The organism is Psychrobacter sp. 219-2-C (genome assembly GCF_049560815.1).
In the GTDB taxonomy this organism is placed as follows: Bacteria; Pseudomonadota; Gammaproteobacteria; order Pseudomonadales; family Moraxellaceae; genus Psychrobacter; species Psychrobacter faecalis.
The window spans coordinates 2,659,623-2,681,096 of record NZ_CP186933.1 but is presented as its reverse complement, the minus strand read 5'-3'; the positions used below and the strand labels follow the sequence as shown (position 1 = coordinate 2,681,096).

The following is a 21,474-nucleotide window of genomic DNA, read 5'->3' as shown; positions in this document are numbered from 1 at the left end:
ATAGAATAATAACCAGATGCGAGTAGGATAAATTTTTCTTGCTTGCTGTGCGCTTTGCACTCCAGAGGCTTCGAAAAATTTATCCTACTCGCCCTGTATTGGTTGTAAAGTAACCCTATTATTAAAGCAAAAAAGACATCACCCTGATGGTAATGTCTTTTTGCTTTTATGACTTCACGTTTACCGCTAAATAGGGAAAACCGTGATTAATATAATAATGATAATAAGCGCTTATTGCGCTGCATTTTCTACCGTTGGTTCGGTTGATACTGTCTCAGTGTTTGCCACCTTCGCTGGTACGGCAAAATATTTTTGATTGATTTTATCGTACGTACCATTGGATTTTAGATTGGCTAAAGACTTATTGATTTTGGCTTGCAAGGCTTCATCGTTAGGACGCACGGCAATTGCAAAATTATCATTGATATCTATCTCATCGCCTTTGATTGCATAATTGCTGCCTGACGGTGAGCCAAGCCACTCTAGCGCTGGGAGTTTGTCAGATATCATGGCATCAACGCGACCTGAACCCAAATCCAAAAAGGCATTACTCAAGGTATCATAAAGCTTCATATCAGCTTTTGGATAGGCATTTTCTAACCACTGCGAAGAGATGGTCGAGCGCTGGGCGGCAATAGAATGCGCATCGATATCGCTGCTATTGGTAGGATCAAAGTTGCTGTCTTTTTTGGCTAAAAACACCAAGGCATTGCTAAAGTACGGATCGGTAAAAGCCACTTGCTTTGCACGCTCTGGCGTGACCGACATCGCCGCGACGATGGCATCATATTTACCGGCTTTAAGTCCCGGAATAATACCGTCCCAATCTTGCGCTATGATTTCACAGGTCATCTGCAATTCGTCACAAATAGCATTGGCGATTTCAACATCGAAGCCGCCAAGCGTGCCATCGGCATTGGTGTAATTAAAAGGGGCATAAGCGCCTTCGGTGCCGATACGTAGTACATTATCATCGTCGCTCGCCGCACCATTATTATCAGCCGCTTCTGACGTTTTAGTCGTATCCGAGCTTGCGCTTTCGTTAGTCTCATTTTGACCATTACTACAGCCCGCTAAGGCCAATAGTGCCGCTAAGGCTAGCATCGATTTTGTCTTTAACAAGTGCTTACTGGCGGATGAGGTAACAGAGGACGTACTAGGCACAGGTGCTAAAAGAAGATGGTTGCTCATAATCATCCTTGATGTTGTTATTTGACATTATTAATTGGCATTGGTACTTAGGAAAGTATTGTAGAGGGCATAAAGCACGCTTTAATTAAAACGTGCTTTATTAAAATCAGCGCTTATCTAATAGATTATGAGAGACAACTCTATTAATTAGACGCCGTTTCTGCTTGCTCTTCTTTGGCAATTACTGCATTGGCATCGACATTACCATCATCAACGACCACCACTTCTTTGACGCCGTCAGTCGCTACTGCTTTTTGCGCCGCCGCTGTTGAGCTGGTGCCAAAATAACTGCCGGTGATTTGATCATAAGTGCCGTTTTCTTTTAGTTCAGCCAAAGCTTTATTAAACTTGGCAACCAATGGATCGCCTTTACGAAAGGCAATACCCATCGCATCATCGCTGGTGCTGATTTCTTGACCTTTGACTTCGTAGTCTTTACCGGCGTCGGTTTTTAACCAGTCGATACCGGTGACTTTATCAGACATCATGGCGCGCACGCGACCTGAGGTTAGGTCTAGATAAGCGTTGTCTTGAGTATCATAAAGCTTGATGTCAGAGTCGGCATGTTTTTCTTGTAGATATTGTGACGCAACCGTCGAGCGCTGTGAGGCAACTGGCTGACCTTTTAGGCCATCGACGGTAATATCATCGCCTTTTTTACCAATGAGGATAATGCCAGTATGAAAGTACGGGTCGCTAAATTCTACGACTTCTTTACGCTCAGGGGTGATTGACATACCAGCAATGGCGGCATCAAATTTCTGCGCATTTAGCCCTGGAATGAGGCCGTCCCAATCTTGCGAGATAACTTCACATTCAGCTTTCATTTGCGCACATAAGGCGTCTACCAGCTCAATCTCGTAGCCGATTAATTTACCATCGGCGTCGGTATAGCTAAAAGGCTTATAGCTCGATTCTGTAGCGATTTTTATATGTAAAGGGGCATCGCTTGTAGCAGCGGCGTCCGTATTTTCTGTAGGCGTTGAGCTGTTGTTACAAGCAGCAAGCATCAGCATCGCTGCACTAAGCGGCGCAAGCCATAGCGCTTTTTTGCTCATTGATGAGGTCATTGAAGTGATCATAGAGGTTATTCCTTAATATATTTACCAGCCGTTATTCATCCGCAATGGGTCAGACATTGGTTAATCAGCGCTTATCGAAACCGTCTGTTGACTAATAGCTATCAGTTAAAGACTTCTCGCAAAGCGCATCAAGCAAATTACTGACCGAAGTTTTCTTGCTCAAGACGGGCAAGCTCACCGTTGCTACGGATTTCGCTCAGCGCTTTATTAAAGTCGTCTTTGATTGAGTCACCTTTACGGACAGCAATGGCAATATTATCGTCGTTATCAATCTCATCACCCACGATACCGAACCCTTCTGGATTATCCGCTAACCATGATTTGGCAGAGACTTTTTCAGCAAGTACCGCATCGCTACGACCAGATTTTAGGTCTAAGTAGGCATTGTCATAATTATCATAAAGCTTGACGGTGTTGCCGTCTTTACCTTCATAATTATCTTGTAAATACGCGCCAGGTGTCGTTGAACGCTGGCCACCAAGGGTTAGGTTTTTAATGGATTTGGGGTCAAAGCCGCCTTTGGTATCGGTAAGCCAAACCATGGTATTGGCAAAGTACGGCTCGCTAAAATCAACCTTTTCTTGGCGCTCTTCAGTGATTGACATACCAGCGATGACGGCGTCGTATTTTTGCGCCAATAGACCTGGAATAATACCGTCCCAATCTTGAGCAACGATTTCACATTTGGCTTGCATTTGCGCGCATAAGGCATTGGCGACGTCGATATCGAATCCTGCCAAGCTGCCATCGGCATTGGTATAGTTAAAAGGAGGGTATGCGCCCTCAGTGGCGATACGAATGGTCTTGCCAGCCGTTTCTGTAGCAGAGGCATCAGCGCTGCTATCAGTAGCGTCATTAGCAGACTGACTACAAGCGCCAAGCATAAGCGCGGCGGTGACGGTCATCGATGACCACAAGAGGCGAGAATTCGACATCATACATTCCTTAAATTCTGATGAGGTTTTTGATATAGGGTTCTGATATTTTGTTCTCTGGCGTCCCTGCCAGATAAGCAAGTCAATGAACATAAAGACATAAGCAGGCGCGATTTGCGACTGCCTATAAACCTTTTGATAATACCTGACTCAAATATCAAAAACAAACGTTTTGCATACCAACTGTGATTATTCGGTAATAAATAGGCTAAGAAAATTTAGGCCAAGAAGGTTACTAAGGGCAACTTTTGCATTGTAAGCGTTTTAGGTTTTTTGACATTCAACCAATAACCTGTCAAACACTCGCTTCTAGTTTTGACGATGAGATGCCATAAAATCTTTGACGCGTTCAGACTTTGGATTATCAAATACCTGTTCAGGTGTACCAATTTCTTCGATGATACCTTGATGCAGGAACACCACTTTGCTTGATACCTCACGGGCAAAGCGCATTTCGTGGGTAACAATCAGCATGGTACGCCCTTCCTCTGCCAGCTCGCGCATCACCGCCAGCACCTCATTGACCAGCTCAGGGTCAAGGGCCGAGGTTGGTTCATCAAATAATAACACCTGTGGCTGCATGGCAAGGGCGCGTGCTATCGCTACCCGCTGACGCTGACCGCCCGATAAATTCGCCGGATAAGCATCTTTTTTATCGAGCAGACCCACTTTATCGAGCAGTTTTTCTGCATCGCTAATCGCTTGGTCTTTTTTGATTTTTAAGACCTGCGTTGGTCCTTCGATGATATTTTGCAAAATGGTCTTGTGTGGCCACAAATTAAAGTTTTGAAAGACAAAACCGACGCGCGCACGTAAGCTCTCTAGCTGCTTGATATCTGCCGCTTGCAATTCGCCTGATTTGGCAGGTTTTAGCATCAGCTCATCATTGCCGATGATGATACGCCCCTGATTGGGTTTTTCAAGCAAGTTAATACAGCGCAGCAAGGTTGACTTACCGGAGCCAGACGAGCCTAAAATAGAGATAACGTCGCCATCATAAGCGGTGAGAGATACCCCTTTTAGCACCGCCAACGAGCCGTAGCTTTTATGGACGTCTTGTAAATCTAAGGCGATAGGCCGAGTCGGATTCTTTGCAGTATCAAGCATGGTTTAGCAGACTTCCAATAAATATGAGTGAAAACATGAATAAAAAAATGCGCCATTGTCGCCTATAATGCGATAAAAAGGCAAACCCTGCCCCTTCAGTTATTAAAGGTCATTAGAGTTTGACAGGATAATTCATTGCCTATAAAGAAATACTCAAAACGGCGCTCGGCTTAGATAATTCTAACTAAGTAGCGCGGTATTCTTTTTAAAAGGAATCAACGACAAAATAAGGCCCATAACGCATAGTCCGTTATGGGCCTTATTTTATCATCTTAACGCCGCTAGCGCTGTTTTATCTGCTAAATAGTCAGTCGACGCTTGCAAGCGGCATTTAACAAGCTCAACTAGTAAGTCGAAATGTGCTCTTCGCTTTCAGTTCCATCAAGGACTTCTGCATCATCAGCAGTTGCTACCGCGACATCATCATTTTCGCTAACCGCCATACCCTCATTAGCATCGGCACTTGCAACCGCGACATCATCCGTACTGTTTGCCGTTGCCACGCCGGTAGCGTTATTTTCTACTGGCGTCTGCGCGTCAGCGGTTGGTTCAACGTCCATTGGCGCTTCGTCTTTTTTGCCGCAGGCGCTGACACTTAGTGCTGCTGCTACCAAGCCTACCGTGAGCCAGTTTTTATAGGTTTTATTTTTAATAGCCATTTTTTTCTCCATCATGAGTCTTTAATTTATTAATCTTTATAAAATCCATCACTTTATTGCATCAGCCAATTGCTATGTCTTTCATTGATAGCGTATGAGATAGCGTATGAATTGACCGTCTTAGCGCCCACTATACTCACGATTGACCACGACTACCTTAGCAGTTGCAGCGCAGTTCTGTTAAAAATACGTAACTGACAGCATACTTTTTTATCTCCCATTACTTATAGACGCTATAAAAAGTTAAAACCTTAAAATACAATATAAGAAAACTCCGCAGTGCTTGCTAAACGGTCGTTGTTCACAAAATCGACTTTACTATCGTCCTCATCTCCTCTATGTTAAATAGCAGAGCGCTAAACGTAGAGCGCTAAATGATATTTTTTAGATTATTGATGATAAAAGGACGTTAATTTATGACGCAATCAAATACCACAGATGTAACCGCCTATATGCAGACGGTCGGCCAGCAAGCGCGCGCGGCATCACGAGCGTTAGCTGCGGCCAATACTGGCGATAAAAATTCGGCGCTGATGGCAATCTATGATGCGTTAAAAAGCGCCAAAGCTGATATTTTAGCGGCCAATAAAATCGATATGGATAAGGGGCAAAAAAACGACTTGGACGCTGCCTTACTCGATCGTCTAGAGCTAAACGATGCACGCTTCGATGGTATGCTGCAAGGGTTAAAAGACGTGGCGGCATTGCCTGACCCTATCGGTGAAGTGACCGACATGACTTATCGTCCATCAGGTATTCATTTAGGCAAAATGCGTGTGCCACTCGGGGTGGTCGGGATGATTTATGAGTCGCGTCCCAATGTCACCTTAGAAGCGGCTTCGCTGGCGCTAAAATCTGGTAATGCTATTATCTTACGCGGTGGTTCTGAAGCCTTTGAATCCAATCAAGCGATTGCCAAATGCATTTTACAGGGTTTAAAAAAGGTCGGTCTCTCTGAGCATAGCGTACAAGTGCTAGAAACCACTGACCGCGCTGCTGTTGGCGAGCTGATTACCATGACGGACTATGTCGATGTGATCGTACCACGCGGCGGTAAAGGTTTGATTGAACGTATCAGCCGCGATGCCCGCGTCCCTGTGATTAAGCATTTAGATGGTAATTGTCATACCTTTATCGATAGCGATGCCGATGCAGACACGGCGATTAAAGTCAGTGTTAATGCCAAGACCCACCGCTACGGTACCTGTAATACCATGGAGACGCTATTGGTCGATGAATCAATCGCAGCCGAACTATTACCAAAAATTGCAGAAGCCATCGTAACAGCCGATGACGCCATGCAACTGCGCCTCGATGAGAAGTCACAGGCGATTTTAAATGACAATGTTACCCTGCAAGGTCATTTATCGGCAGCCACCAGCGAGGACTGGGACACCGAATATCTTGCGCCTATCTTGGCAGTCAAGGTGGTAACGGGTATCGATGAAGCGATTGAACATATCAACACTCACGGCAGCCACCATACCGACGTCATCATTACCGACAATTACACCAAGTCACAGCGCTTTATCCGCGAAGTCGATTCGGCAAGCGTGATGATTAACGCCTCGAGCCGTTTTGCCGATGGCTTTGAGTACGGACTTGGAGCAGAAATCGGTATCTCAACCGATAAAATCCATGCCCGTGGACCGGTTGGGCTTGAGGGTTTAACCTCGCAAAAATGGATTGTTTACGGTCACGGCGAAACACGCGCCTAGGGCATCATTGCTGCACTATAATTTATTGCCTAATTCGAGTATAATCTTAAATAACGTCAGCTTAATTGCTGGCGTTTTTTTATTATTGATAAATATGCTATATATGGCATATAAAAATTATTTTGCTGAATAGAACCACGCTATAGGAAGCCGTGCCCATGCAAAGTGGCAAAATTAAACACTGGAATGCTGACAAAGGCTATGGCTTTATCGAAGTAGACAATCAAGATGAAGATGTCTTCTTTCATATCAGCAGCGTGCGCTTATTGCAGCCAATAAGCGAGGGTCAACGTGTCTATTTTAACAGTCAGCGTAATGATAAAAACCAATTACGCGCCACCGAAGTCACCGCTAACGAATTAAGTATTTTAGAAACGGCAGACTCAAAAACACCGCTAGCAAATTCAACCAAACAACACGCAAAAAATACGCATAAAAATAACGCTAGCTATCATCGAAAAAACCAGTCAAAAAACAATCAAAGCAGTCAACATAAAAAAAGCGGTTTTTCTACCCTATTGAGTTTTATCGCGCTGTTTGCCATGGCGGTCTACTTCTTTGGCGATTTAACCTCCAGTTTTTTTGCAGATAGTACGCCAGCAACGTCTATAACGCAGACAGCGCCTAAGACCTCTAGCCCTGATACAGCAGCCACAGCAGCTATCACGGGTGATGCGCAAATAGACCAAACACTGGCGCTGATTCAGCAAGGCGGCCCATTTCCTTACCCTGATAAAGATGGCACCCCCTTTTATAATCGCGAAGGCAAATTGCCTGCCCAGTCGCAAGGCTATTATCGCGAATACACTGTGCCGACACCGGGCGTTTCGCATCGCGGCGCACGGCGTATTGTCACCGGCGGCCATCCGCCAACCGTCTATTATTTGACCGTCGACCATTACGACAGCTTTCGACCATTGCAGGTGAGATGATATGAGCCAAGCGATTTATTATATTAAAAAAAATGACGTTAACCAAAACGCCATTGCCCAAAAAAACGAAGCGCTTATTCATCGCATTCCTAAGCATGCGATTAACATTCCCATTGACGATGTTTTGAATAAAGAAACGCTGCTAAATAGTTTAGCGACAGCTGCCAATTTTCCCAGCTATTTCGCCCATAATTGGGACAGCGCTTGGGACTGTTTGACCGATAGTGATATCACTGATTTAACGCTTTACTTAAATGCGGTAGAAAAAATCAACAGCGAGGACTTTAATGTCTTTAAGCGCCTGATCGAAGACGCTTATAAAGATTTTGGCAAACCCCAATTATGGATTATTGAGACGTCAGACGATACCTACGAATAGCAAAACGAGCAGAACCTAAATTCGAGATAAAGCCAGTTTTATCTCGAATTTAGGTGAATTCATATTTAGAGAAAGGATGAACTTATGGAAGTAACATTAAACGGATATTACACCCTAATTTTTGCCACATTGGTGCTGCTATTAGGGCGCTTTTTGGTGAAGAAAATTAAGTTTTTGGAAGACTTTAATATCCCAGAACCCGTGGCTGGTGGCTTGATTGCTGCTGTAATTGTTTATGCCCTTAATTTGATTTGGGGTTATAGCTTTAACTTCCACCAAGGACTACAAACAGCAACCATGCTGATGTTTTTTGCCTCTATCGGACTTAGTGCCGATTTTGGACGGCTGAAAGCAGGTGGTACACCTTTATTAATTTTCACTATCGTCGTCTCGGTCTTTATTATTTTACAAGACGTGGTTGGGGTAGCGATGGCCAGCGTATTGGGTCTTGATCCACTGCTTGGCTTGGTGACTGGCTCTATCGCCCTAACAGGCGGCCATGGTACCGCAGGCGCGTGGGGCGTTGTATTAGAAGAACAGTACAATGTGGTGGGTGCTACTACCCTTGGCATTGCCGTTGCTACCTATGGTTTGGTTGCAGGTGGTCTGGTTGGTGGTCCTGTTGCACGCCGATTGATCAATAAAATGGGGCTTAAACCCACCCCTGTTAATCCCAATCAAAGCGACGTTGAAAAGCTTGCTGGCAAGCAGTCGTTATATAGTACCAAACATAGCGAAGATGGCGATCATCGCCATGAAGAGATGTTCGAAAAACCTGATAACATTCGCCTAATTACCGCCTCTTCTACGATTGAGTCATTGGCTTTGTTTGCAGGGGCGTTGGCGTTTGCAGATATCATGACGCTGGTTGCAGCAGATACTGCGTTTGAGCTGCCTACCTTCGTTTGGGCATTAGCAGGCGGCGTTATCATTCGTAATGCCTTAACCATGGTGTTTAATTTTGATATGTTCGACCGTGCTATCGATGTGATTGGTAATGCGTCATTAAGTCTATTTTTAGCCATGGCGCTGCTATCGCTAAAACTATGGGAGCTGACAGATTTGGCGGGTCCTGTATTGATTATCTTGGTCGTGCAGACTTTAGTCATGATTGGTTATGCTTATTTTGTTACCTTTAGAGTCATGGGTAAAGACTATGATGCCGCTGTTTTGGCAGCTGGACACTCTGGTTTTGGTATGGGCGCCACGCCAACGGCTATTGCCAATATGCAGGCAGTGACTGATCGCTACCTGCCATCACCTAAGGCGTTTTTGATTGTACCAATGGTTGGTGCCTTCTTTGTCGATATCGTTAACGCAACTATCTTGCAGATATTTACCAAGTTACCGTTTTGATAAAGAAGATATAAATCAGAAATTTTGATTAAATAAATTTAGATAAACCCCGATTATAAAAATATAATCGGGTTTTTTTTGGGTTTTTTATATGAGCAAAATGGGCCGTTAACAGCGTCTAACACAACAATTACGCAATTTATAATGACACCACAACCATTAGCCGTTATCAATAACCTATAAAAATATTGAGGCCTATTATGTTAATGGTTGCAGTGATTCTTGTGGTATCAGGCGCTCTAATTATTGGGGCGCTTTGGGGGCTTTACGGCCGCTTACCTAGCTGGCTTGAAGGTAATTTACTGGCGCTCGCTGGCGGCGCGCTGATGATATCGGTCGTCATCGAACTGATACAGCCAGCGGTGACTGACAGCGGCGTTTGGGTAACAGCCGCCTTTGCCATGCTAGGCGCAGTGGTATTTGCGAGTGTCGATTATCTACTCGATGAAAAGCTCAACGCCGATGGCGGCTCAGGACTACTGGCAGCCATCACCCTCGATGGCATACCAGAAAACCTAGCGCTGGGTGTAGCATTGATCAGCGGCAACGTCATGCAAGTGGCGGCGCTGGCGGGCTCTATCCTGTTATCCAACTTACCAGAGGCAGCAGGTGGTGCCAAAGAAATGCGCCGCAACGGTGCCAGCAATAAAAAAGTGCTCATGCTTTGGATTGGGGCTGCAATTTTATTATCGCTGGCGGCTATCCTAGGCAAGGTGCTGCTAAAAAATGTCGATGACGCCATCATCAGCGCCATCAACTGTTTTGCGGCAGGAGCGGTTATTGCTTCTTTAGCGACCGAGGTCTTCCCGACCGCCTTTAAACGTAGCAACCATTGGGCAGGTATTAGTACCACCGTTGGCCTCATCTTAGCACTGGCATTAAATCAGCTTGGTGGTTAAAAGACAGGTTAAATATTTATGCGTTAGTAAGCTATATTGTGCAATAGATTTATCACAATGATGAATTTTACAGTTTAGTACTGTATAGACGGTTTAGTTCGTATAAACTGACTTCCTAATAAATAAACGTCAGCGCAACAAAAAACCGCCTAGCCATTAAGCTAAGCGGTTTTTTATATCTAACTGTTAAAACCAAGCATTTAAAAACTACTGGTTCTTTTCATAAACAGGAAGCTCTTTACAGATAGATTCTACTTTGCTGCGTACTTCAGCAGCAACTTTTTCATCACCGCGGCTATCTAGCACGTCACAAATCCAACCAGCCAATTCGCCCGCTTGTGCTTCATTAAAGCCGCGCGTAGTAATCGCTGGCGTACCGATACGGATACCTGAAGTAACAAATGGCGATTTTGGATCGTTTGGTACGGCGTTTTTATTCACGGTAATGTGCGCATCACCAAGCCATTTATCGGCTTCTTTACCCGTCATTTCTTGCTTGACTAGGCTGATAAGCATCAAGTGATTTTCAGTACCGCCAGAGATGATTTCATAGCCGCGGTCTTGAATCACTTTTGCCATTGCTTTGGCGTTTTTAACCACTTGCTGCTGATAAGTTTTGAAGTTATCTTCTAAGGCTTCTTTAAAGCAAACCGCTTTTGCCGCAATAACGTGCATGAGCGGGCCACCTTGGTTACCAGGGAATACGGCAGAATTTAGCTTTTTCGCCAATTCTTCATCACGTGCTAAAATCATACCTGAACGTGGGCCACGCAAGGTTTTGTGCGTGGTAGTCGTGACCACATCGGCAAATGGTACTGGGTTTGGGTAAACACCGCCCGCGACCAAACCAGCAACGTGTGCCATATCTACTAAAAGGTACGCGCCAACTTCATCGGCGATATCACGGAAACGCTGCCAATCGACCACTTGCGAATAGGCTGAGAAGCCAGCAATAATCATCTTAGGCTTGTGCTCTTTTGCCAAACGCTCAACTTCGTCATAATCGATCAGACCAGTTTCTTCAACCAAACCATACTGTACGGCGTTGTAGTTTAGACCTGAGAAGTTGATATGCGCGCCATGTGTCAAGTGACCACCAGCGTCTAGGCTCATGCCAAGCACGGTGTCATTAGCGTCTAATAATGCTAAGAAAACAGCCGAGTTTGCTTGGCTACCAGAATGCGGCTGGACGTTGACGTATTCTGCACCAAACAACTCTTTTGCACGGTCGATGGCCAATTGCTCAACCACATCGACGTGCTCACAGCCACCATAATAACGCTTACCAGGATAGCCTTCAGCGTATTTATTGGTCAGGTCAGTGCCTTGGGCTTCCATCACTGCTTGTGAGCAGTAGTTTTCTGAAGCGATAAGCTCGATGTGGTTTTCTTGACGCACGCTTTCAGCGGCCATGGCTTCAGCAAGTACTGGATCAAACTCTTTGATAGAAATATCTTTAAACATAGTGATGTCCTAGGTAGTGGCTATCGTTAATGGTGATGCTCATTGAAAAGAGGCGAGTAATAAAAGAAGGTAAAATTGGCAAGCGCAGGCAATTGGCCTGTTAAAAACTTGTCCAAATCAGCAATAAAATCGGTGCGCAGAAGGGCATCGACATCATCGCTATAGCTTAAGTGTAGCATGAAACTTTGTGCGATGAGCGCAAAAAAACCTCACGGAAAGCTGAGAGATTTAAATGGCGTTATTAGAGAAATAAATGCGTAATAAAATAAATGACTTACTGATTTTGTATATCAGCTTTTATTGTAATTATTTAATCACTCTTGGACAAAAACGCTGCTAAAAAAGTCTCACTAATCAGGATTTTACGCCCGTACCAGTCATATAGCGTCTGCCGTTGCCAGCCGTCTGCCGTCTTTTCGATAGAACGTTGATTGGGTAAAGTACGGCGGCGCTTAAACAACACATAGCCAATCGGCGTACTTTTTAGCTGCTGTAAACGGCGAGCGCGCCCCTTCAAACTTACTAGCGGGAAAATGCTTTGTGCTTGTACCCATGGCTGCTCATTAACGCCATATAGCTGCGACTCGCGTACCCACGCCAATAACGGACGGTTTAACGCCGCGCCTTGCAAACCCAATTGCTTTTTTTGTGCTAAGGATAATAACCGATAGCCTTCAAAACTGCGCTCGACGCGTAACGGCTGCCCTGCTTTTACTTCGAGCATGGCCGTCAGCGACCCTTCGGTATTGAGAAAATCTACTAGCTCAGTGGGAGCGGATGATGGAGCAGAATGAGAAAAATGAGGAGTCATAGTTTACAGCTGATAGAAAAGTATTAGGTAGGAAGTCATTGGGCAAAGATTAGCAAAAAAATGATCGAGGATTAATCAGTACTATCAAACGTCGGCATATTATCAATATTAAAGGGCAATGCTGCAAAGGCTTGCTTGCGATATTGCGCCATATGCATGCGGTCTTTTAGGCAAAAATTACTAATCGCTGGGACAAAACGCCCATCGTAAATACGGTGCAACGAGTGAGTTTTGGTCGGAACAAAACCTCGGACTAATTTGTGCTCACCTTGGGTGCCGGGGTCAAAATACGTCAAACCTTGCTCAATCGCAAACTCGATACCTTGATAATAACACAGCTCAAAGTGTAGGCTATCATACTCAGCAAGCGCGCCCCAATAACGACCATAAAGCGTGGCGTTTTGGCTATTGGGTTTATCATAAAAAAACAAACTGCTGGCGATAATTTCACCATTGGCATCAAGTGCTTGTGCCAGCATCAAATGCTTAGGCATGCTAGCAGCCAGTCTTTTAAAAAAATCTAGCGTGAGATAAGGCTGCTGCCCACGTACCGCGTAGGTCATCACATAACAACGATAAAACGTCTGCCAATCCTCTGCAGTGATAGCAACCCCGCATTTACGCTGGCAAGAGATGCCTTGCTCGGCAACTTTACGCCGCTCAGCACGCACGGTTTTGCGTTTTTTGGCTCTAAAGGTTGCCAAAAATGCCTCGAAGTCGGCAAATTGTTTATTGTTTTGACTGACATTTTTATTTTGCCATAAAAACTGGCAGCCCTGCCGCTCAAGTATCGGTAGCTCAATCGGTTCTACTGTACCGCTATTTTTTTGATTATTAAGCGCCATTTCTATATCGATATCAGTCGGCATTGCTGTATTGGCAATAGCTACCATCTCAGACGTTGCAAACAAACCATGCCAGCTAGAGGCCTCTACTTGCTGGGCGATATCATCAACGCCTGCGATAGCTGTCTTTAAAATATCCGCATTTAGCGCCTCACCTTCTGCTAGCCACAGACGCTGGCCAGTCACGGGTGTATAAGGCGCGCTAGTCACCAAACGCGGATAATAATCAAGACCATACTGCGCATAAGCTTGTGCCCACGCATGGTCAAAGACGAACTCGCCTTGATGATGCCCTTTAATAAAAACAGGCATAACGGCAATAGGCTGCCCTATTGGTTCTGAAGAAAGTACTGGCTGCGCAGCATTATTTTTATCATCATTCGCATTATTATCAATAACGCCATCTGTCTCATTTGGCCGATGGATTAAGACATAAATCGGCAACCAACCTGCTTGCTCACCAATTGCGCCTGTATCACTAAGTGCTTGCCAAAACTCAAATGTCATAAAAGGCGTATCTGGCGTTTGCCAACGCGCCATATCCTGCCAGCTATTATCACTGAGTAACGCATATTGTAAATTCATCATCACCACACTATTTTTAGAATTTATTATTAAGCTCATTGGTTTTATCGTTTAGCCTAGCAAATATCAGCGCTTTTGCTGTCACAATTTGCAAAAAACCAGAAGTTATCTAGCGCTAAAATACTTTTATGAAGAAGAGTTATCAACAAAGGCGCATAAAAATGCCCTACGGACAGATTACTAAGTCTTTTATTGATGGAGCGCAGGATTGGGTTTTGCTAGCGTTAGTGTGTTAAAAACAGATAATTTGAAGTATGTAGACTATTTCAACATTGATAAGCTCATCATTTCACAAACAAGCTTACAAAGTGAAAAAAGGCACTAAAAGCGCGCTAATTACACGCAAAAGATGATATTGAAGGCGAGGACTGGTAGAATAAGGCTATTATTAGCTTAATATAATTCAGATACATAGGGTATGAGCGAAAATAGTATACTTAGTTCAATATACAACATTGACATCATATCAGATTTATAGTGGATCAACTATAATATAGCGTCAGCCATTCGCGCTCAGATCATTGTAAATCATGAGTATTGAGTCGCTGGTTTGCATAAATTTTTAGCAACGGTCTTTTGAGTGTGACCTTTTATAATGTTTCATAATCACTCTTTAATAAAGCTGGTACTTGATCGAACGCCTGCTTTATAAAGACGAATAAACATAAATGGCTGGCGACGAAACTTTTCTCGCCGTCATACTCGCTCAAGAATGGCACTAAAAGACGACTGATGTATTTGGACCTCGACTGAACCTCGAACCAACCCCGTAGACCATTATGGTATAAGGGCTGTATAAAGCTATTAAATGATACCGCAGCCTTATTAACCTCATTAATGACAACAAGGAATAATCTACTAACATGTCAAAAATTATTTATACAAAAACTGACGAAGCCCCAGCGCTTGCCACCTTATCATTTTTGCCGATTGTAAAAGCATTTGCCCAGACAGCAGGCGTTGACGTTGAAACCAGTGATATCTCGGTCGCGGCGCGTGTGTTGGCTGAATTTCCAGAATACTTAACCGAAGAGCAGCGCGTTCCAAATAACTTAGAAGCGCTTGGCAAATTGACTCAAGATCCAAACGCCAATATCATCAAACTACCAAATATCAGTGCTTCTGTACAGCAGCTAAAAGCGGCTATCAAAGAGCTACAAGCTAAAGGCTACGCGATTCCTGACTTTCCAGACGAGCCAAAAAACGCAGAGGAAGAAGAAATCCGTCGCCGTTATGGCAAAAGCTTAGGTAGCTCGGTCAACCCTGTATTACGTGAAGGTAACTCAGACCGCCGCGCGCCAAAAGCAGTCAAAAACTACGCACGTAAACATCCGCACTCGATGGGCGAATGGAAGCAGTGGTCACAGACTCACGTTTCGCACATGCATAGCGGCGACTTTTATGACGGCGAGCAATCGATGACCTTGGATAAAGCGCGTACCGTGCGTATGGAGCTGTTGCTCGAAGACGGTACGACCAAGGTATTAAAACCAAAAATTGCCTTGCTTGATAAAGAAGTCATCGACTTGATGTTTATGAGCAAAAAAGCGCTGCTTGATTTCTATGAGCGTGAAATGGAAGATTGCCGCGAAGCCGGTATTTTATTCTCATTACACGTAAAAGCCACGATGATGAAGGTATCACACCCTATCGTCTTCGGTCACGCGGTGCGCATTTATTATAAAGACGCCTTCCAAAAACATGGCGCGTTATTTGATGAGCTAGGTATTAACGTCAATAACGGTATGGCAAGCTTGTACGAAAAAATCACCGAATTGCCAGCCAGCTTACGTGAAGAGATTGAGCGCGACCTCCATGCCTGCCAAGTACATCGTCCGCGTCTAGCGATGGTTGATTCTTCAAAAGGTATCACCAACTTCCATTCTCCAAGTGACGTGATTGTCGATGCGTCAATGCCCGCGATGATTCGTAACGGCGGTAAAATGTGGGGCGCTGATGGTAAATTATATGACTGTAAAGCGGTCATGCCTGAATCGACCTTTGCGCGTATTTACCAAGAAATGATTAATTTCTGTAAATGGCATGGTAACTTTGACCCAACCACCATGGGTACAGTACCAAACGTTGGTTTGATGGCGCAAAAAGCGGAAGAATACGGCTCGCACGACAAAACCTTTGAATCTAGCGACAATGGTATCGCGCGTATTGTCGATATCGACTCAGGCGAAGTTTTACTTGAGCAGCGTGTTGAAAAAGGTGATATCTGGCGCATGTGTCAGACCAAAGATGCCCCTATCCAAGACTGGGTGAAGCTTGCTGTTCGCCGTGCGCGCGAATCAGATACGCCGGTTATTTTCTGGCTCGACCCATACCGTCCGCACGAAAACGAGCTGATTAAAAAGGTAAAAACCTACCTAAAAGATCATGACACCAACGGTCTGCACATCGAAATCATGTCACAAGTTCGCGCCATGCGTTATACCTTAGAGCGTGTTGCTCGCGGTTTAGATACGATTTCTGCCACTGGCAATATCTTGCGTGATTATCTGACTGATTTGTTCCCGATTTTAGAATTGGGCACCAGTGCGAAAATGCTGTCAGTTGTGCCACTAATGAAAGGCGGCGGTTTGTTCGAGACTGGCGCAGGCGGTTCAGCACCGAAGCACGTACAGCAGCTCCTCGAAGAAAACCATCTACGTTGGGATTCTCTCGGTGAGTTCCTAGCCTTGACCGAATCTTTAGAGCATTTGGCTAAAAATGATGACAATGCCAAAGCGAAAGTATTGGCAGATGCCCTTGATAGAGCCACCGAAACACTACTGTTAAATGACAAATCGCCATCACGTAAAACAGGCGAGCTTGATAACCGTGGTAGTCATTTCTATCTGGCAAAATACTGGGCAGAAGAGCTTGCAGCACAAGATGAAAATAGCGAGCTAAAAGCACAGTTTGCGCCGCTGGCCCAAAAACTTGAAGACAATGAAGTCGCTATCGTTGAGCAGCTAAATGAAGTTCAAGGTAAGTCGATGGATCTAAAAGGCTACTATTTAGCAGATGAAGCATTGGCTGAAGAAGCCATGCGCCCAAGTCCGTTATTCAACGAAGCTATTGCTTCATTGTCATAAATACTTGGTTGCAAATAGAACTAAGCTGGCTGAACAAGCTTTATTAAAGTCAGTTTAAAACAAACGCCCCAATAGTCCTAGGCTATTGGGGCGTTTTTATGGATTCTGTGCTGCTTAAAACGTTCAAAGCAAACACCTATACCAATGTTTTATATAAAGCGCCCTACTGCTATGGTTAGATGACGCTCAATGTTAAAATTATTTTTGAGCATTTACTGAGCCTAAGACTAAGCATAATACTGAGCGTATGGATGGCATCTTATGATACTAGAAAAAATAACAACCGCCAGAGGGACTCTTTTTATTTATATTCTGACCGGCAGTTTATGGTATTTACTGACGCATTTTTTACCGGACAATAGGTGGCGCGATATATTTACTATCGGCCTTGCCTTCTTGTTTTGCGGCATTTTTATGTGGTCGCTTTTTAGCACCTTGCAGCGCATCTATGGCGATGATGGCAATTTATGGAAAGAGCTTGCGATGACAACGCTTAATGTCTTTTTATTTTTGCTTACCTTTTCGGCACTTTATTACGAAGTCGGCATCGTCGACACCACGCTCGATGGTAATCCCATTTCGCAAGATTTTTGGGCGTGCTGCTACTATGCTGTCGTCACTTTCACTTCAACAGGCTATGGTGATTTTCGGCCACAAGGCATGACTCGGGTTTTTGCAAGTTTACAGGCGTTGATTGGCTACTTAGTGCTCGGTTTAATGGCTTCAACCAGCTTATCGGTGGTTAAATGGACAGCGAATGGTAGCGGTAAAAGTCGTGGTAAAAATGACAGCTAAACTTATTCTTCAATAATCAGTATAAAAACCATAAGCACAAAAAAACCATCTATAAAAATATAGATGGTTTATTGTTTACGCTATAAATTATAAAATCACATGCTATAAAGCCCTTACACATCCATATGCTTAATAATGGCTTTGCCAAACTCCGAGCTACTGAGCAAAATGGCATCTGGCATCAAGCGCTCAAAGTCATAAGTGACGGTTTTATTTTTAATCGCGCCTTTGATACCTGCGATAACAAGGTCAGCCGCTTCTATCCAGCCCATATCACGCAGCATCATCTCTGCCGATAGAATCAACGAACCTGGATTGACCTTATCTTGACCAGCATATTTAGGCGCTGTGCCGTGGGTAGCTTCATAAACAGCGATTGAGCCGCCCTTATTGGCACCCGGCGCGATACCGATACCGCCAACTTCAGCAGCAAGCGCATCAGAGATATAATCACCGTTTAAGTTCAAGGTTGCAACGACTGAGTACTCAGCAGGGCGCATCAGGATTTGCTGCAGAAAAGCATCAGCTATGACGTCTTTGATAATAATGTCATTACCAGTTTTTGGATTTTTCATCGTCATCCAAGGTCCACCATCGAGCAGCTCCGCACCAAAACGTTCAGCGGCAAGCTCATAGCCCCATTCTTTAAACGCGCCTTCGGTAAACTTCATGATATTACCTTTGTGCACGAGAGTGACGCTCGGTAAGTCATTATCAATTGCATGCTGGATAGCTTTACGTACCAAACGCTGCGAGCCTTCTTTTGATACAGGCTTGATGCCGATACCGCAGTCATCTGAAAAACGGATTTTGGTTACCCCCATCTCTTCCTTTAGGAATTTAATGACTTTTTTGGCGTCATCACTGCCCGCTTTCCACTCGATACCGGCATAAATATCTTCTGAGTTTTCGCGGAAAATCACCATATCGGTCAGCTCTGGGCTATGTACAGGACTTGGCACACCTTCAAACCAACGTACGGGACGCTGACAGACGTACAGGTCAAGCTCTTGCCGTAGCGCGACGTTTAATGAGCGCATACCGCCGCCAACTGGTGTGGTGAGAGGCCCTTTAATGCTTATGACATACTCGCGCAAAATCTCTAGCGTTTCGGTCGGCATGTATTCGCCATCATAGATTTTAGATGCCTTTTCGCCGCAATAAACTTCCATCCAAACGATCGATTTTTTGCCTTTGTAGGCTTTTGATACGGCGGCATCGACCACTTTAATCATCACCGGCGTGATATCAACACCAATGCCATCACCTTCGATAAAGGGAATAATCGGATGATTAGGGACGTTTAGGGACAAATCAGCGTTGACGGTTATTTTTGCGCCGTCTCTTGGGACGATAACTTTATCATAGGGCATGGGGTCAAACTCCTTTTATACTTATATATTGGTTGCGCCAGTTTCCTTGGCGTTCTGTTATGCTAGCTAAAATATTTTGGCTTTAAGATAGCATTATGCTAGCGAGTTACGTATTAATAATTTACGTAAAATGCCGATATGCCAATAGGTTTAAAAGTATGTTAGATAATCATTTTCATGATTTCTACCAGATGAATGATATAAAAATATCATCATTTACCTTCAATAGTGTACTAACATAAAAACATGACTGATAATTTTTCTTTTGCATACGTCAGTTTTACCAATCAATATTATAAATACCACAATATGAACAGGGTTATTTAATATCTCGTTTATTGTTATTGTTACGTTTGCTTATCTGAGTTATTTTTTAGCAACAGTCCGCTTTTTACTTTTGCGTAAAATCGACTTAGACTGCCATGCGTGCCACCGGTTAGCAATCAATTTATTTTTAGGAAATGCCATTTTATGTCGACCTCTAGCTTAGTTTTATTCAACAAACCTTACGGCGTCCAAAGTCAATTTCGTGATGACAGCAATAATGACCACACCACTCTATCGCAATATTTCACTGACAAATCGCTGCGCGTTGCTGGTCGACTTGATGCCACCTCAGAAGGCTTATTGATTTTGACCAGTGACGGACGAGTAAATAAAGCCATTACTCAGCCGCCGTCAGCCAAGAACTTTGCCCAAAATAAAAAAAAACAAGGGAAGACCTATTTGGTACAAGTCGAAGGTTTGGTAAGCACTGCTCAATTAGAGCAATTGGCGGCGGGAGTACATTTAAAAGACGGCAAAACCTTGCCAGCAGTTGCACGACTGGTCGAGGAAGGCGATTTGCCGATTGACTTATGGCAACGTAATCCGCCCATTCGCGAGCGTAAAAACGTGCCAACGTCATGGCTAATGCTAACTATTTATGAGGGCAAAAATCGCCAAGTAAGACGCATGACCGCCCATGTTGGACTGCCTTGCTTGCGTCTGATTCGTTGGTCGGTGGCAGGATTTGAGCTTGGTTCGCTTGGTGTTGGTGAGTTTGTGCGTATTTACCTAAATAGTGAGCGCTGTCGGCAGTTAGGAATTGTCGATTAGATTAGCGTGGCAAATTAAACCTTATCCGCTTATATGAGCCAATTTTGTTCTGATTTAAATATTACGACTTTTTAAACGGCGTGTCTCGAACGCGTAAGGTTTATTTGTTAAGATGCAAAACTGCGCTGACTTGCCAACCGTGCCCTATTTTCGCGTTTTATATCGGTTTAAATTTGGCCATTATTTATCTTGCTTTCTGTCTTATTCTTCGTTGAGCCTGTTTTCTGTTTTTTTGATAGTAAGGATATATCATGATTGCCTCTCGTCATTTTGCTTTGTTTGCTACCAGTGTGGCTACTACCCTGCTGCTAATCGCCTGCCAGCCAGCAACTGAGGATAATGAGGTAATGCCAATAGAAGAGGCCACTCAAGCCACTAATGAACCATCTGAAACAGCTCCCGAGGATGCTCACGCTGGGCACGACGTCGCTGCCAATGATGTTACAGTAAACGCTGAAAAAATGTCAGATATGCTGAAAGACTATACAAAGTCAATGATCAGTATGCATAATGAAATGATGGTTGGTATGGGTTATAACGATCCTGATACCGCCTTTGCTAAAGGCATGCTCGGCCATCATCGCGGCGCGGTAGATATGGCAAAAATCGAGCTAAAGTACGGCACTGATGAAACCATGCGTAAACTTGCACAAGACATCATCGACTCGCAGAAGCTTGAGATTGATATTCTTAATAAATGGCTCGCAAGCCATCCTGATGCGCCCAAACCAAAACCCAATACCGAAGCCATGCAAGAAGCGTATGTAAAGGGAACGAATACCATGCATAGCGATATGATGCTCGGTATTGCTGAGCCTGTCGCTGATATGGCATTTGCGCGCGGTATGCTGCCGCATCATATTGGCGCAGTAGACATGGCAAAAGTGCAACTCCAATACGGTACCGATGAAGAAATGCGCAAATTGGCACAAGACATTATCGATGCTCAGCAGCCTGAGATTGAGTTGATACAAAACTGGATTGCGGCAAATAAAGTGCCTGATACCGCGACTATCAATAGTGATGACACCGTTATCAATGATGAAGCAATTGATAAAGAAGCAATCAAAGAAACCACTAAAGCGACAAGTTAAACAGCTATAACGTCTTAACTGTTATTTATAGTACTTTGAATATTAAAAATATAAACCCTTGCTAA

At 44.2% G+C, this 21,474-nt stretch carries 18 protein-coding genes; 9 read left to right on the top strand and 9 right to left on the bottom strand.

The annotated features are described in order from the left end of the window. Nucleotides 1-231: 231 nt before the first annotated feature. The 5 genes from ACPEGP_RS11045 to ACPEGP_RS11025 all read right to left on the bottom strand — a co-directional run bounded on the left by ACPEGP_RS11045 (nucleotide 232) and on the right by ACPEGP_RS11025 (nucleotide 4,974). Nucleotides 232-1,191: an ABC transporter substrate-binding protein gene (locus ACPEGP_RS11045; protein WP_423813447.1), complete on the bottom strand. Its 960-nt coding sequence runs from the start codon at nucleotides 1,189-1,191 to the stop codon at nucleotides 232-234. A gap of 143 nt (nucleotides 1,192-1,334) precedes the next feature. Then, nucleotides 1,335-2,273, bottom strand: a complete 939-nt coding sequence (locus ACPEGP_RS11040) for a transporter substrate-binding domain-containing protein (protein ID WP_423813446.1) — start codon at nucleotides 2,271-2,273, stop codon at nucleotides 1,335-1,337. Between the two features lie 137 nt (nucleotides 2,274-2,410). After that, entirely contained in the window at nucleotides 2,411-3,211 is an 801-nt protein-coding gene (locus ACPEGP_RS11035) for a transporter substrate-binding domain-containing protein (RefSeq protein WP_180952506.1), read from the bottom strand. A 306-nt stretch (nucleotides 3,212-3,517) separates the two neighbouring features. Beyond that, on the bottom strand, nucleotides 3,518-4,315 hold the full coding sequence (locus ACPEGP_RS11030) for an ABC transporter ATP-binding protein (protein WP_313205858.1): 798 nt from the start codon (nucleotides 4,313-4,315) through the stop codon (nucleotides 3,518-3,520). Nucleotides 4,316-4,659: 344 nt separating this feature from the next. Continuing rightward, nucleotides 4,660-4,974 (bottom strand): hypothetical protein, encoded by a 315-nt coding sequence (locus tag ACPEGP_RS11025; RefSeq protein ID WP_423813445.1) that lies wholly within the window; start codon nucleotides 4,972-4,974, stop codon nucleotides 4,660-4,662. A 416-nt stretch (nucleotides 4,975-5,390) separates the two neighbouring features. Between ACPEGP_RS11025 and ACPEGP_RS11020 the strand changes: the two genes are divergently transcribed. The 5 genes from ACPEGP_RS11020 to ACPEGP_RS11000 all read left to right on the top strand — a co-directional run bounded on the left by ACPEGP_RS11020 (nucleotide 5,391) and on the right by ACPEGP_RS11000 (nucleotide 10,258). Continuing rightward, nucleotides 5,391-6,692, top strand: a complete 1,302-nt coding sequence (locus ACPEGP_RS11020) for a glutamate-5-semialdehyde dehydrogenase (protein ID WP_423813444.1) — start codon at nucleotides 5,391-5,393, stop codon at nucleotides 6,690-6,692. Nucleotides 6,693-6,844: 152 nt separating this feature from the next. Then, on the top strand, nucleotides 6,845-7,624 hold the full coding sequence (locus ACPEGP_RS11015) for a ribonuclease domain-containing protein (RefSeq protein ID WP_423813443.1): 780 nt from the start codon (nucleotides 6,845-6,847) through the stop codon (nucleotides 7,622-7,624). A gap of 1 nt (nucleotide 7,625) precedes the next feature. After that, nucleotides 7,626-8,003, top strand: a complete 378-nt coding sequence (locus tag ACPEGP_RS11010; RefSeq protein ID WP_423813442.1) for a barstar family protein — start codon at nucleotides 7,626-7,628, stop codon at nucleotides 8,001-8,003. A gap of 84 nt (nucleotides 8,004-8,087) precedes the next feature. Next, the gene (gene gltS, locus ACPEGP_RS11005) at nucleotides 8,088-9,359 is read left to right on the top strand and encodes a sodium/glutamate symporter (RefSeq protein WP_191691449.1); all 1,272 of its coding nucleotides are present in this window, start codon (nucleotides 8,088-8,090) and stop codon (nucleotides 9,357-9,359) included. 200 nt (nucleotides 9,360-9,559) lie between these two features. Next, nucleotides 9,560-10,258, top strand: a complete 699-nt coding sequence (locus ACPEGP_RS11000; RefSeq protein ID WP_423813441.1) for a ZIP family metal transporter — start codon at nucleotides 9,560-9,562, stop codon at nucleotides 10,256-10,258. Nucleotides 10,259-10,465: 207 nt separating this feature from the next. Here the strand turns inward: ACPEGP_RS11000 and glyA are convergent, their stop codons facing one another. From glyA to ACPEGP_RS10985, 3 genes are all read right to left on the bottom strand, one after another. After that, the gene (gene glyA, locus ACPEGP_RS10995; RefSeq protein WP_423813440.1) at nucleotides 10,466-11,722 is read right to left on the bottom strand and encodes a serine hydroxymethyltransferase; all 1,257 of its coding nucleotides are present in this window, start codon (nucleotides 11,720-11,722) and stop codon (nucleotides 10,466-10,468) included. A gap of 310 nt (nucleotides 11,723-12,032) precedes the next feature. After that, nucleotides 12,033-12,533 (bottom strand): chorismate--pyruvate lyase family protein, encoded by a 501-nt coding sequence (locus ACPEGP_RS10990; protein ID WP_423813439.1) that lies wholly within the window; start codon nucleotides 12,531-12,533, stop codon nucleotides 12,033-12,035. Between the two features lie 71 nt (nucleotides 12,534-12,604). Continuing rightward, nucleotides 12,605-13,963: a GNAT family N-acetyltransferase gene (locus ACPEGP_RS10985; protein WP_423814280.1), complete on the bottom strand. Its 1,359-nt coding sequence runs from the start codon at nucleotides 13,961-13,963 to the stop codon at nucleotides 12,605-12,607. 863 nt (nucleotides 13,964-14,826) lie between these two features. Between ACPEGP_RS10985 and ACPEGP_RS10980 the strand changes: the two genes are divergently transcribed. After that, a complete protein-coding gene (locus ACPEGP_RS10980; protein ID WP_423813438.1) occupies nucleotides 14,827-17,049 on the top strand; it encodes an NADP-dependent isocitrate dehydrogenase in 2,223 nt (740 codons plus the stop codon). A 414-nt stretch (nucleotides 17,050-17,463) separates the two neighbouring features. Next, a complete protein-coding gene (locus tag ACPEGP_RS10975; RefSeq protein WP_219621713.1) occupies nucleotides 17,464-17,844 on the top strand; it encodes a potassium channel family protein in 381 nt (126 codons plus the stop codon). A gap of 113 nt (nucleotides 17,845-17,957) precedes the next feature. Here the strand turns inward: ACPEGP_RS10975 and icd are convergent, their stop codons facing one another. Next, a complete protein-coding gene (gene icd, locus ACPEGP_RS10970; protein ID WP_289048493.1) occupies nucleotides 17,958-19,217 on the bottom strand; it encodes an NADP-dependent isocitrate dehydrogenase in 1,260 nt (419 codons plus the stop codon). 471 nt (nucleotides 19,218-19,688) lie between these two features. Here icd and ACPEGP_RS10965 point away from each other — a divergent pair, with 471 nt between their 5' ends. Then, a complete protein-coding gene (locus ACPEGP_RS10965; RefSeq protein WP_423813437.1) occupies nucleotides 19,689-20,315 on the top strand; it encodes a pseudouridine synthase in 627 nt (208 codons plus the stop codon). A 251-nt stretch (nucleotides 20,316-20,566) separates the two neighbouring features. Continuing rightward, on the top strand, nucleotides 20,567-21,409 hold the full coding sequence (gene copM, locus ACPEGP_RS10960) for a CopM family metallochaperone (protein WP_423813436.1): 843 nt from the start codon (nucleotides 20,567-20,569) through the stop codon (nucleotides 21,407-21,409). Nucleotides 21,410-21,474: the final 65 nt, after the last annotated feature.